This window comes from Marinomonas polaris DSM 16579 (assembly GCF_900129155.1).
In the GTDB taxonomy this organism is placed as follows: Bacteria; Pseudomonadota; Gammaproteobacteria; order Pseudomonadales; family Marinomonadaceae; genus Marinomonas; species Marinomonas polaris.
The window spans coordinates 1-13,749 of record NZ_FQVF01000028.1; the positions used below are offsets into that span (position 1 = coordinate 1).

At 42.0% G+C, this 13,749-nt stretch carries 13 protein-coding genes; all 13 read right to left on the minus strand.

The window, feature by feature from the left end; all coding sequences use genetic code 11:
• Nucleotides 1-97 precede the first annotated feature (97 nt).
• Nucleotides 98-1,648, minus strand: coding sequence for an HD-GYP domain-containing protein (locus BUA59_RS21705; RefSeq protein WP_072842056.1), 1,551 nt, complete (start codon nt 1,646-1,648; stop codon nt 98-100).
• A 22-nt stretch (nt 1,649-1,670) separates the two neighbouring features.
• On the minus strand, nt 1,671-2,981 hold the full coding sequence (gene flgL / locus BUA59_RS21710; protein ID WP_072842058.1) for a flagellar hook-associated protein FlgL: 1,311 nt from the start codon (nt 2,979-2,981) through the stop codon (nt 1,671-1,673).
• A 4-nt stretch (nt 2,982-2,985) separates the two neighbouring features.
• On the minus strand, nt 2,986-4,962 hold the full coding sequence (gene flgK / locus BUA59_RS21715) for a flagellar hook-associated protein FlgK (RefSeq protein ID WP_072842060.1): 1,977 nt from the start codon (nt 4,960-4,962) through the stop codon (nt 2,986-2,988).
• A gap of 108 nt (nt 4,963-5,070) precedes the next feature.
• Nucleotides 5,071-6,057, minus strand: coding sequence for a flagellar assembly peptidoglycan hydrolase FlgJ (gene flgJ, locus BUA59_RS21720; RefSeq protein ID WP_072842062.1), 987 nt, complete (start codon nt 6,055-6,057; stop codon nt 5,071-5,073).
• A gap of 8 nt (nt 6,058-6,065) precedes the next feature.
• A complete protein-coding gene (locus BUA59_RS21725) occupies nt 6,066-7,154 on the minus strand; it encodes a flagellar basal body P-ring protein FlgI (protein ID WP_072842064.1) in 1,089 nt (362 codons plus the stop codon).
• 49 nt (nt 7,155-7,203) lie between these two features.
• On the minus strand, nt 7,204-8,055 hold the full coding sequence (locus BUA59_RS21730; protein WP_072842065.1) for a flagellar basal body L-ring protein FlgH: 852 nt from the start codon (nt 8,053-8,055) through the stop codon (nt 7,204-7,206).
• A gap of 13 nt (nt 8,056-8,068) precedes the next feature.
• Nucleotides 8,069-8,854: a flagellar basal-body rod protein FlgG gene (gene flgG, locus BUA59_RS21735; protein WP_072842067.1), complete on the minus strand. Its 786-nt coding sequence runs from the start codon at nt 8,852-8,854 to the stop codon at nt 8,069-8,071.
• Between the two features lie 68 nt (nt 8,855-8,922).
• A complete protein-coding gene (gene flgF, locus BUA59_RS21740; protein WP_072842068.1) occupies nt 8,923-9,666 on the minus strand; it encodes a flagellar basal-body rod protein FlgF in 744 nt (247 codons plus the stop codon).
• A gap of 140 nt (nt 9,667-9,806) precedes the next feature.
• Nucleotides 9,807-11,504: a flagellar hook-basal body complex protein gene (locus BUA59_RS21745; RefSeq protein ID WP_072842070.1), complete on the minus strand. Its 1,698-nt coding sequence runs from the start codon at nt 11,502-11,504 to the stop codon at nt 9,807-9,809.
• Between the two features lie 12 nt (nt 11,505-11,516).
• Entirely contained in the window at nt 11,517-12,221 is a 705-nt protein-coding gene (locus tag BUA59_RS21750; protein ID WP_072842072.1) for a flagellar hook assembly protein FlgD, read from the minus strand.
• A 10-nt stretch (nt 12,222-12,231) separates the two neighbouring features.
• Nucleotides 12,232-12,681, minus strand: coding sequence for a flagellar basal body rod protein FlgC (gene flgC / locus BUA59_RS21755; RefSeq protein ID WP_048814395.1), 450 nt, complete (start codon nt 12,679-12,681; stop codon nt 12,232-12,234).
• 5 nt (nt 12,682-12,686) lie between these two features.
• On the minus strand, nt 12,687-13,079 hold the full coding sequence (gene flgB, locus BUA59_RS21760) for a flagellar basal body rod protein FlgB (RefSeq protein WP_072842074.1): 393 nt from the start codon (nt 13,077-13,079) through the stop codon (nt 12,687-12,689).
• Nucleotides 13,080-13,344: 265 nt separating this feature from the next.
• Complete coding sequence (trxA, locus tag BUA59_RS21765) at nt 13,345-13,671, minus strand: thioredoxin TrxA (RefSeq protein WP_072842076.1); 327 nt, start codon at nt 13,669-13,671, stop codon at nt 13,345-13,347.
• Nucleotides 13,672-13,749: the final 78 nt, after the last annotated feature.

The following is a 13,749-nucleotide window of genomic DNA, read 5'->3' on the forward strand; positions in this document are numbered from 1 at the left end:
TGAACGGTGAACGGTGAACGGTGAACGGTGAACGGTGAACGGTGAACGGTGAACGGTGAACGGTGAACGGTGAACGGTGAACGGTGAACGGTGAAGATTATGAGATATGATTAATAAACTGCAAGCCAAACACTTGCGGATCGACCTCTTTTTCTATTCTCACCTCCGTCCTTAAGTTAGCTGATTTATTTAACTCAATATCAGAAGCTTCAACAAACGCCTTATTTGTAGCACTATAAACCTGACGAATTAAAGAAGGCTGGAACGATTTATTCAATGTCAAAACGAACCCAATACGCCCGTTAGATAAAGACACACAAGAGCCAACAGGAATACTGCCAATGCTTTTTAAGAAGACCGCAAGCAGTTGTTTATCGAATGCTAGACCCGACTCTTTACGCATCTGCTGACATGCTTTAATTGGCCCCATAGAAGGTTTATGTGGTTGCTCAGATGTCATTGCATCATACGCATCAATTATTGCTGCTATTTTCCCATAGACTGAAATCTCTTGATCTTGTTTACCCGCAGGGTAGCCAGAGCCATCAATTTTTTCATGATGATCAGATAACATCTGATAAACAGCCTTAGGTACACCATCACATTTCTGTAATATCTGCTCTCCGAACTGAATATGTTTACGAAATAAATCAAACTCGCTATCCGTCATTTTTGTGGTTTTTGTTACCATGGCTATTGGCAAACGAAAGCGCCCCAAATCAAACAACAAAGCGCCAAGCGTAATCACCTCAACATAAGCACTCGATAATTTCATTGCTTTGGCAAAATGAATACCAAGCACAGCCATACCCATAGCATGCTGTTCTAAATAAATTGAAGCATCTTTTATATGACGTATTGCCATTAGCGAAAAATTATTACGAGTATGCGACTCAATAAGTCGACGGCAAAACTTCATAAGCTCCAGCATTTCTAGCTGGTCACCACGCTTAAAGCGCTCCACCTGAGTAGACAGTAAAGAATACCCATCCTGAAATATTTTAAGCGCTGTGGCCGTTTCATCATCAAATGAAGTAGGAATGAATTTACTTTCTACTGGCGTTTTTTTAAGGGCCGCAGATTTTGGCGTTTGTTGCTCAACTTCCACGGTCGAATTTGAGACATCAGTAGCAGCTTCTTTAATTAATTCACCACTTTTATCCATTCGAGCTTTGTAACTAAGGATATATTCTCTTGTCTGCTCGTTTAGTTCTTGTCTAAAGTAGCGAAAAAGACTTTGACTTCGGGCATGCTTACCACGTAACTCTTTTGTGTTTAGATCCGGATTAAGCTTCTTAAGACTTCTGACAGATCGACCGCTGGCAATAGACATGCACAAAATAAGAAATCGCTCTTGCGCATCATAAAGACGCTCGCGTCGGCTGTTTAATAATTTACCGTCAGAAAAATACGGATCATAAGGAAGGAATTCAGAATCCAATGTGGGACGTAATAAATCAAATGTCAGTTGGCGCATAGCGACACCGACAATTCTATCTTTTCTACCATGGAGCTTTATAAGGCTTTGAACACGCTTACTCCCAACAACCTTATCTTTAATTTCTAAGATACCGAGTATTTCATGCATATCAAAATACCCAACATTGATATCAGCCCCAAAACAGGACTCCATTTTAAATACTGACATCTTTTACCTTATATCCTAGAGCTTACATCTTATTAAACAGAGAAAGATTACTCATGCGAGTAAACACCTTTTGTGAAGCGCTGAGTGCAGATTCTTTCATAGACAATTCTGTCGCAGCGGCAGCAATATCCAATCCAGCAATGCGGTCTTGACTAACGGCATTAGATAATTGGTTTGCAGAACTAAAACTCTCTCTATCACGAAGGATATTCAAACGCGCACCAACCGATGAACGACCTTCACTTACTTTACGTTGAGCATTATTAATGCTGGCATTGGCATCAGAAAAAGCACGCTCTCGATCTTCAGATGACGAATTACGATCACTTAACACCGCCAAAGTATCATTAATTTCATTCAAAACATTGTCACGCCTTGGCTTCTCTAAGGTAACATCAGCCGTTGCTCCAGGCTCGCCTTTCATAAGAAATGACATACCGCCAAAATTAATTGGCTTACCAGCTGTATACAAGCCTGAAGACACCTCTTCACCTAAATTATTGGTGATACTGTATGAACCTGGCGTACCATCAAAAGCTCTGCGCCTATCCTGATCTGCTTTAGTATCTGAGCCAAGATTAGTCGAGTCAACTGGCGGCGGTGTTGCACCAGCAGCAATAATTGGAGTAGTTGTTAGGCGAAAAATATTAGAAGACGGATTTTCAGGATCATAGTTATTCGCCATAAACTGATTAAAATCGCCTTGGTTTCCTACTTTGGCAGAAAGCATTACATCGCCAGTCAAAGCTTGCGCTGAAAAAGTTCGATTTGTCCAAATATCTTGAAAGAGTTTTTTCCCAGAGTCTGACACAGGAATCTTCATATCTTCTGAAATTTGAGCGTACTTTTGCCCTTCATTGCCGGCCCACTGATAACGACCTTGGCTGTCTAAGATAAACGGTGGCCCTTGGGTATCTGTTCCCGCAAAAATATAGTTTCCATCGGCACTTTTTGAGTTCATCAACTCGGCCATAGATTCTGTTATCAAAGCAACTTCTTGGACGATCGCATCAATATCTTCTTGGGTGTTAATATCATTTTGCGCTTGAATGAAGAGTGTACGGATATCATCCATAGAATCATTCAAACTTTCTAATGCCACTTCTTGATACTCAAGATGACTTGTAGCCATCTTCATAGATTCGTCAAAGAGCTTCAGGCGATTATTACTACCTTCGTACATCAATATTTGACTGGCGCCAACGGGATTATCACTCGGTCTAACAATGTCAGTTTGCGCCGAAATCTTCTCTTGGGCGTTCAGAATTTTTTCATTTGCTTGACCAATCGCTCTGCTCGACTGACCATAAATTAAATTATTCGTCACTCGCATAAACTTACCTCATAATCCCTAGCAAAGTTTCAAACGTCGTACGAGCGGCTGTGACAACTTGAGCGGAAGCAGAATAAGATTGTTGATATTTCATAAGATTCACCGCCTCCTCATCAAGGCTCACCGCCGACAATCTGTCACGACGATTGACACTGTCGTTCATAATCACTTCACTAGATTCTGCATGACCTGCCGCCTCTGCTGTTTTCGTTCCGACATAGGAAATAAAACCTGCGAATGCTTTGGTTAAACTTGCTTTACCTTCCACCAATGACTGATTTTGCAAATCAATTAATGCCAATCCATTAAAGTTATCGGATGGCCCCATTTCATCAGTGCTAATAGAAAACTCATCACCTTGTTGCGGCATAGACGAAACAGACACATCAAACCCAGCCTCTCCTGCCAATCCAGCTTGCTCCAACAAATTAGTGTACTGAAGCACGTTGTCCACTGCTGCAATATCAACACCAGAAGCATCTCGAACAACATACGAACTAGGTGATGTAAAATAAATTTTATGTGGCGCACTCGGATAAAGAGAACCATCTGATGCAAATGCCGATGAGTCTGGTCGAGTATTCGTCACTAAAGACAAAGATATTCTCGCATCCGATAAGTTGTCTGAGTTCGTCGATACTCCCACTGGCGCACTAAGTGCAAGAGCATCACCATTTTTAGCCTGTAAGCTTAAACCTGCGGCAGCACCCGCTGTAGGGGTAAAACGAAAAACGTCATCATGATCAATCGTATTAAAATCACCGACTCGAATATCTAAACCCAAGTCTGCGACTTTGTAATAGCCATTGCTATCAGGTGTCATAATTGATGGGTCAAAGATAGTAGATTGACCAACAGACTTACCGTTTAAATCGTATTTTGTGATAGCAAATCTATCATCATCAGTTCTAGTAAGTTCATAGGTATCAGTGGTAATTTTAGACGCTTCTCCTGCCGAGACTCTGACAGAAATATCAGATAGTTTATTAGTATTATCCGGACTGGAGTAAATACTAATTGCCCCCAATGCAAAGAGATCTTTACCAAAGTTTCCATTCGCATCAAGCCCTTTAGCATTCTGGGTGTTCATAGCGTCTGATATGGAAATAGCATGCTGGCCCAAAGTACGACCCGAATACTCACTAAATTCGGATCGAAAATCCACCAATCCGCCAACGCTACCGCCTAACCTTTCGGTTTTCAGAGCAACATTGTAATTTCCAAAGCTCACAACCAAATCAATTTTCTTTGGATTTAACGAATTAGGAATTACTTTTAATTCAGTGGGAGTTTGGTCCATTACCAAAGGCTGACCATTAGCCAGTTGAATCGTCATTAACCCTTTATCATTAAATTGGGCATCGATGTCTAAATATTTAGAAAGGTCTTTCGCTAACAACTCTTGCTGATCTCGCAATTCATTCGCAGGCGAAACAGACAAACCTTCTTCTCTTAGTATTTTGCTATTTAAATCAGAAATTTTTGTTGTAATCGCGTTTACATCTGTCAGAGATGTAGACAACTGCTGATCAACTAGGTTTTCCTGATCAGTCACCATACGTGAAAGCGTTTTATACTGATCAACAAGGTTATTTAAACTTGAATGAGCAAGCTGCCTTAATGAAGGCGAGGTAGGATCATTATTTGCTGCCTGCAACGCGCTAAATGCCTTATCCAGATAACCAGTAAGAGAAACGCTGTCTTCTGCAAGAAGGCTATCAGATGCAGTTAGTAGAGAGTGGTAGGTATCGTGATATGAAAAATCAGAGGTATCAGAACGCACTTGAGCGCTAACAAAATTATCAACAAGGCGTGAGGTATCACGAAGCACAACGCCGCCAACAGGTGAACTAGTGGTATCTGTTCTTTGACGACTATAGCCCTCTGTATCCACATTGGCTGTATTTTGCCCAGTCGTATTAATACGGGCATTACTAGACAGTAGTCCAGACAAACCAATTGAATATAAATTTGAGCCCATAGCTCACACCCCTAGTACGTTTTTCAAAATAACCTTGAACTCTTCTTTAGCTCTATCGGCTATTAATGCAAGAACTTTACCAAAGCTGAGAATTGAGTGGTTTTATTATTACAAACCTTGAAACCACTTACTTGAAAGGATGTTGTCGATTTTTTCGGAGTACTTTGGATCCGTTGCGTAGCCGCCTTTTTGCAAAGAAGCGGCAAACATTGACGCGTCATCCCCAGCCCGCAAGGCATCTTTATACCGCTCACTAGAAGATAAAAAAATCGCATAATCATCAAAGCTTTGCGAAAAAGAATCATAAGCACGAAACGCTGCTTTTTCACGCTTGGCCACACCATCACGAAACTCTAAGGTATTTACAACCGCCCTGTCGCCTTGCCAACGATTATCCGCTTTTATACCGAATAGATTAAAACTCGCTGCGCCGTCTTCTTTAGCAATCGGATATTTCCCCCACCCCGTCTCTAATGCTGCTTGAGCCAATATTGCTTTGGGATTTACACCAAGTTTCTCGGCGGCCTGCTGAGCATGTGGCCATAGGTTTTCAACAAACTCATCAGGCGACCCGAACACCACAGAAAGTGCTGAGGGTGCGGAAGAAGACCCAGTAGAGGAAACATTTAGAGATTTTTGCTCCACCTCGTGCTGAACTGATTGTATAAATTCAGTAGAAGCACGGTGGGCCAAAGCTTGAATTCGAACCAAGTCTTGTTTGGCGACCTGATTCAAAAAATCAGTATCTCCTCGTTCTTTCGCTTCAGGCGAACTACTCCGACCTTGCTGTTGAGTTTGGTACTGACGAATCAAAGCTTCGGATAGTCCTATACCACCAGACTGAGCCATACTCTGAGACATCTGTGAATCCATCATCTCTTGATATTGCTTGGTTTGAGCGCTGGAAAACAGGCCGCTACCAATCGCTTCATTCGTACTACGCATGTTTTTTAACAGCATATTAATAAAGATAGACTCAAACTGCTGAGCAACGTCTTTTAACGCAGCATCAGGATCTTTTTGCGCCTTGGTCTTTAAATCGGTTAGCGTAGAAAAATCAGCAAAAAAATCTTGCTTTGGCGGTACTGAGTTCATAACCAAGCCTATATCACCACTAAATCAGCGTTAATCGCACCGGCTTGCTTTAAGCCTTCCAAGATCGCCATAACATCACCTGGTGCAGCACCGACTTGATTGACTGCACGAACAATGTCATTAAGCGAAGCACCTGGATCAAACACAAACATATGACCGCTATTTGGCGCTATTTCAATACCTTCTCGTGGTGACACAATAGTCTGTCCACCAGTGACCGTGCCGTCTTTTCCGACAACCGGCGGCACTTCTTTGATAGTCACCGTCAAGCTACCATGCGTAATCGCAGCTGGAGATACTTTAACGTGCTGACCAATAATAATGGTTCCAGTACGAGAGTTAACCACGATGCGCGCACGCTCTTCAGCCACTTCAACATCTAGATTTTCCAGAATTGACAAATAGGTAACCCGCTGACTCGAATCTCTTGGTGCAGACACTCTAATCGATGTAGCGTCTAGTGTCGTCGCCACACCTGGTCCTAAAAGATTATTAATTTTATCAGTGACTTGTTTTGCTGTAGTAAAGTCTGGGCGATTAAGGTTAAACGTCAAGGTGTCACCCGTATTAAAACTACTGGGAACGATACGCTCTACACTTGCGCCATTGGGTATACGACCAACTGTAGGGACATTGCTTGTGGTTCGCGACCCATCAGCCCCATTGGCACCCAAACCACCAACAACTAAATTGCCTTGAGCAATCGCGTAAACCGCGCCATCAGCACCTTTTAATGTGGATAAAAGTAGCGTCCCACCACGTAACGCACTCGCGTTGCCAATAGATGAAACTGTCACATCAATTTTTTGACCTGGTTTAGAGAAAGCAGGCAAAGTAGCCGTTAAAGAGACCGCTGCAACATTTTTAGACGTAGCATTCACACCTTCTGGCAAGGTCACACCAAAACGAGACAGCATACTAGCAAAGCTCTGATTGGTAAAAGCTGTACTATCACCCGTTCCATTAAGACCAATCACCAAGCCATAACCAAACAATTGGTTTTCTCGGACACCCTGAACACTAGCAATGTCCTTCAGACGTTCGGCCTGAACAGAAAAAGATAAAAAATATAAGACAATTAGTGCTATGTGCTTCATCACATCACCTATTGAAAGGAGCAAACCTCTCAGTTGTTAGATCATTAAATTAATAAGGCATATCACTAGAGTTAAGTAAACGACTCACCCAACCTTGCTCACTTCCTGCGGCAACATCTCCGGTTCCAGAATACGTAATTCTCGCATCCGCAACACGTTCAGATTCTACTGTATTGTTTGGAGAGATATCTTGTTTACGCACCACCCCAGAGAAACGAATGTATTCGTCCCCTTGATTTAAACGTAGCCATTTCTCTCCACGCACTGCCAACAAGCCATTTGGATAGGCTCTATAGACAGTCACTGAAATCGTTCCACTTAAACTATTATTTTGATTCGCCGATGCATTTCCTGAAAAATCAGTTCCTTGCTGAGGGAGCGTTGTATCTACTTTTAACTCTTGACCTAATACTGTCGGATTTTCAATCGTTGCCGAAGAGGACTTAGAAACGGTTGCAGCATTAGCTTTCGTTGACGTCGTCGTTTCATTCAAATTAATGGTTAAGATATCACCCACTTTACTGGCTTTCTGATCTCCGAAAAATACATCCCCCATACTGGTCTGGTAAATACCACCAGTTGGTGCTTGCGAAGGATTCATACCATTCGGGTACACTGGCGCATAATAAGGATCATCCGACTGAATGGATTGACTAATATTAGGTCCATTTAATGGATCATTAGGATCTGGTACAAAACCTTTACGCGGAACATCTGATGAAGGCTCTGCTGGTGTTTCACTATTATCACCAGCAACTGCGTCAATAACCGCATCCGTTGCAGCCGCCGCAGCTCCAGCCGCTGCTGCATTGGCAACCGCTTGTTCGTTAACATCCCAAGAGAGACAACCAGACAAACAAGCACTTAACAAAACCAAGAACGCAAATTTAATCTTCATCATATTCCACACGTTACTATAACTGCTGTATTGCAAAGCTCATCATACCATCGGCAGATGCTATGACTTTTGAGTTCATTTCATAGGCCCGCTGCGTCGTGATCATATTGACAAGTTCTTCAATAGAATTAACGTTGGAAGCCTCAAGCATTCCCTGAGCTATAGTACCTAATGAGTCAGTTCCAGGTACACCAACTAATGGCGGACCACTAGCATTCGTCTCAGTAAAGATATTCTGCCCTGAAGCACTTAACCCAGTTGGGTTTATAAAACCAGCAATATTGAGAGCACCAACCTGCTGAGCATCAGCATCGCCATTTTTACGCACAGACACAACACCATCTTCTGCAATCATGATTTCAATCACATCAGGATCAATTTGAATCCCGGGTTCAACCACCAAGCCGCCCGATGTCGCAAGCTGTCCCTGACTATTTAATTGAAGACTACCATCACGTGTATAAGCGATAGTGCCATCAGGTTGCAATACTTGTAAAAAGCCTTTGCCTTGGATAGCAATATCAAGCTGCCTATCCGTCATATTATAGTCACCATTGGAGAAGTCTTTTTGCGTTGCTCCAACTTTTACACCAGTACCTAACTGCAAACCTGATGGGAGTTCAGCATTCTGAGCACTCAAACCACCCGGTGCACGTACGGTTTTGTACATCAGATCTTCAAATACAGCTCTATCTTTCTTAAATGCAGTTGTCGAAACGTTTGCCAAGTTGTTGGCTACTACGTTTAACTGCTTATCCATCGCACTCAAACCGGTTTTACTGACCCATAATGCTGAATTCATAAAAGCCTCTTATTTAATTCCGTTATATTCTTTACGTTATTTGTTACGCACTTGCAGATCGATAGCTATTAAGACGTACGCTGTAGTATACGAGCGGAAGAGTCTGCATTGTTTCTAATTGAATCCATCATCTTCACGTTCATTTCGAAGCGGCGCGCTAAGTTCATAATATGCGTCATCTCTTCAACCGCATTAACATTGCTGCCTTCGATGAAACCACTTACTAGCTGTACATTAGGATCAACCTCATAAGTCTGACCATCGCGCGAATGAATCAAACCATCTTCTTCTTTGCGTAAATTTTGTTTATCAGGATTAACCAATTTAATCTGATTAAGCACCGCAACTTCGTTGTTTGCGCCACCTTGAGGAACAATAGAAATAGAACCATCGGCAGTAATGTTGATACTATCTGCAGGTGGCAAAAATATAGGACCATCTACACCAGCAACTGGCAAACCTCGTCCTGTTACTAATTGCCCTGCGGCATTAATTTGGAAGTCGCCAGCTCGAGTGTAAGCCTCTTGCCCACTTTCATCATAAACAGCAATAAAACCCTCTCCGGCAACCGCAACGTCCAAATTCCTACCAGTCTGTATCATGTCACCTTGGGTGTAACGTGTGGCTGGATTCTCTGTCATCGCATAGACACGACTAGGATGATAGTCACCATATACCTGCATAGAGCGAGCTTGTTCAAAATCAGAACGAAAGCCAGTCGTACTCACGTTCGCCAGATTGTTAGCGTGTATTGTTTGAGCATTCATGGTTTGTACACCACCACTCATTGCTAAATATAAGGCCTTATCCACTACAATTCTCCCAGAAGAATTTACATAACTAAGGTAGCTACTATCAAAAAACGTACCAACTTATAAAAACAATAAAAAAAGCAAAAAAAAAGCCGAAACAGCGAGGCTGTTCCGGCATCAAATCTTCTCTCTCCAGAAAATTAGCGGAGGTTAATTATCGTCTGTGTGACAGTATTTTCTGTTTCTAACGTTTTACTGTTCGCTTGGTAATTACGCTGCGCCTCAATAAGCGCAACCAATTCAGACGTAAGATCAACGTTAGACTCTTCTAACGCGCCCCCTTGAATTTTTCCAAATGTTCCTGTATTCGGACGACCAATGTCAGCAGGACCAGAACCCTTACTTGCCAGCCAAGAAGTATGTCCTGACGGCATAAGTCCGTCCGTACTGTCAAATGTTGCCAAGGCAATCTGGCCAAGAGTTGCCGTTTGTTGGTTTGTATAATTGGCCATTAAGAAACCATCACTATCAAACGATACGCCTTGCAACTCGCCAGCAGAAAAACCGTTCTGATCAAAATTATCTGTATTATTTAAAGCAAACTGCGTCGAACCGGTTAAGTCCAATGGTGTAATTTGACCTCGATTAGTTGGATCTATCCCCGAAATCTCTAACGTAATTGGTTGCGCAACACCAAAAGGAGGAAGTCCACGGTAAGACCCCAACAAATTACCAGCAGCATCAAAAGAGACTGTAGTATTTTTTTCTAAATACCGCGTATCTTCACCTGTCAAAGGATCTGTATAGCTTTCCTCACCATCCAAAGTAACGCGTAGTTCGTAGGTATTATTTTCACCTTGTTTAATAAAATAATACCCCAGCGTGTGAGTCTCACCCAAAGAATCAAAGACGGTTCTTGTATTACCGTAGTTGTAAGTTTCAGGACTCAGCGGATCAAAAACTTCTCGAGCAACAGCACTAGGCTCTCGCATCTCAGCTGGAGTAAGAGCAGAGGCTATGGCAACACCACCCAATGTTCCAGCGATAGCTAAAGGCGTTTTCGTTCCAGTAGCGATATCTGCTTCACCAGGCTCAGTTGCACCAAGATACAGAAGCTCAAACGGCTGCTCTTCTGTACCATCGCCGTTATAATCAGTACCACCTTCCGCAGAGTTAAAAGTAGCGAAAGTTTCACCCAAGAACGCAGCACCAGTATCATCAGTCAGGTTTCCATCAACTGTGGCATTTACTTTATAAGTATTAGGCAACTCACTTTTTGAATAATAGTAAGTAACAATGTGTGTTTTACCATTGCCGTCTGCGACACCTTGAGTTTGGGTGAAGTTATAAGTATCTGGATTCAATGGGTCAAAATCCGCTTTAATAAAGGCAGGTATGTCTTCATTCTTTGAATCCAAGTTCACTTTCAAGCCCATTGTTGTGGTTGGCTCTGGTGGAATCCGATCAGTTGGAACCTTTAGATCTTCTAAATTACCACCAACAACACCGTCTACAGCGTTAAAACCTAAAACATTACTCCCCGTATTCGTTACTAGAAAACCATTTTCATCCAGCTTAAAATTACCAGCACGGGTGTAGGATTGAGCAATACCAGAATCAAGAACAAAAAAGCCACTGCCATCAACGGCAAGATCTAGGTTGTTATCTGTATAAGATATATTACCTGCTGAAAATTCTTGAGAAACCTTACTCACACTTACACCAGAACCAATACTGTTACCGCTTCCGGCACCAAGCACACTGGTATTATAGAGATCATCAAACTCAATACGTGACTTTTTAAAGCCCGTAGTATCGGCGTTGGCAATATTATTACCTGTAACACTTAAATAATCGGCAGAGGCTTTAATGCCAGATAATGCAGTATTGAATCCCATAATGCTCTCCAATCACCCTAATATTTCTAATTCGTTCGTAAGTTTGATTTTGCCGTGGTTTTCCACATTTAAAACCGTGCCATTTTCACCATTAATGGTGACGCCTTGAATACGTGTTGGAAGCTGAGTACTCATCGCTGATATTTCGCCTTGCTCATTGGTTGATGACGCGGCAAAACGATATTCACCAGGCGGCAAAACATTTCCGTCATCATCTAACTTGTCCCACTTGTACTCACCCGTGTTCAGCGCAGCAGTACGAACAAGGCGGTTATCCGCATCGTATATTTTTAATGTTGCAGCCTTAGAATTCTCTGGTATTACCGTTCTCAACTGAACTGCCTCTAAACCATCGGTAACTTTCGCTTTATTCCCATCCATTAAGATAGACTTACCCACTAAGGTAGAGGCACTAAGTGCTTGATTAGACGTAAGCGAAGTGGCCATATTCTCTAATTGATCAGAGATACTAGTCAGTCGTTCTAACGAACTAAATTGAGACATCTGCGCCACCATGTCGTTTGTGTCTTGCGGCGCGGTCGGATCCTGCCCTTTAAGCTGCTCTATATAAAGCTTCAAAAAGACATTTTGGTCAGCAAGTGCCGCTTCATCTTTCTGCACCTCTGGCTTTTCAATACCAGCTTTTGTCTTAGCCGCTTCAGTCCCATATTGGGAAATCAACCCATTAAGACCTTTCGAGTCAGATATATTTGCCATCTGTCAGCTCCTATGACTGCCCAAGCGTGAGCATTTTCTGCATCATACTTTTGGCTGAGTTCATAATTTCTACGTTTGTCTGAAAAGAACGAGACGCTGACATCATATCTGCCATCTCTTCCATCGGGTTTACGTTCGGATAAAACACGTAACCATCTTCATTTGCCATTGGGTGATCTGGTTCGTATCTAGGCTGTAAAGGTGCGTCCGATTCCACAATGCCATCTACTTTTACCCCAACACCAGCACCGGTATCATCTTTGTTCGCATTGTTCCAACCATATTCACGCATGCTGTCATTCATCATTTGTGAAAATACGGGCTTACGGGCACGATAAGTTTGATCAGCCGAACTTGCAGCACTGTCTACGTTTGCCATGTTGCTTGCAATCGTATTCAAACGTATGGTTTGAGCACTCATTGCAGATCCAGAAATGGTAAAAATATTACTCAAAGACATCGTCATTAATTCCCAGTAAGCGCTTTTTTCATGCCGTTAATTTTTCGATCCAAGAACATAAAACTCGTATCAAACTGTAATGAGTTTTGAGCGTACTCAGCCTGCTCTCTTTGCATATCAACCGTATTACCATCCAAAGATGGCTGGTTAGGATTTCGGTACAACAAACCTTCAGACTCACCAGAAAAACCTTCCGCAGAAATATGACGTGAGTTTGTCCCAGCAAGCTGTAATTTTTTACTTTCATTATTTAAAAGCGAATCGAACGAAATATCTCTCGCCTTATAATTTGGCGTATCAGCATTGGCAATATTGTTTGCAAGCACAGCCGCTCTCGCGCTACGAAACTCAAGCGTCTTATCATGTCCAGCAAATGCACTTGCAAAAGAAATAGCCATTGGATCCTCAAAGAAAAATATTATTCATCTATACAAGCAACATAAAGCAATTATAGTGCCAATAAATAATAACCTTATTTTTCATACACTTAATTAAAATTAAAATAAGAACGGCAAAAAGCGGCAACAAATATAGGGAGAAAAACAGACCCACTTTGTTGTAGTTTGATTATAGGACAGGATAGTAAAAACAAAAAAAGCAGCCATCAGGCTGCTTTTTTATAACGCAATAACGATCTAACTAGGACAACGGCCCTATTAGCAATTAGATAGCGCTGTTTACAAAGTCTACCAATTGAGATTTAGACACTGCACCCACTTTAGTCGCTACCACTTCACCACCTTTAACGATAAGCAAAGTAGGAATACCACGTACATTGTACTTAGGTGCTGTTTCTTGGTTTTCGTCAACGTTAAGTTTAACAACTTTTACTTTGCCTGCGTATTCAGCAGCAACGTCTTCCAAAACTGGCGCAATCATTTTACAAGGACCACACCATGGAGCCCAAAAATCTACAATCACAGGGATGTCTGAATTAAGCACTTCTTCTGCAAATTGAGCATCAGTGATTTGAATTGTGTTCTCACTCATAATAATTCCTCAAAATTCTATATTTAACTAATGAATGTAGCTAGTGTATCACTAAATGATTGGGGTAAAAACGAGTTC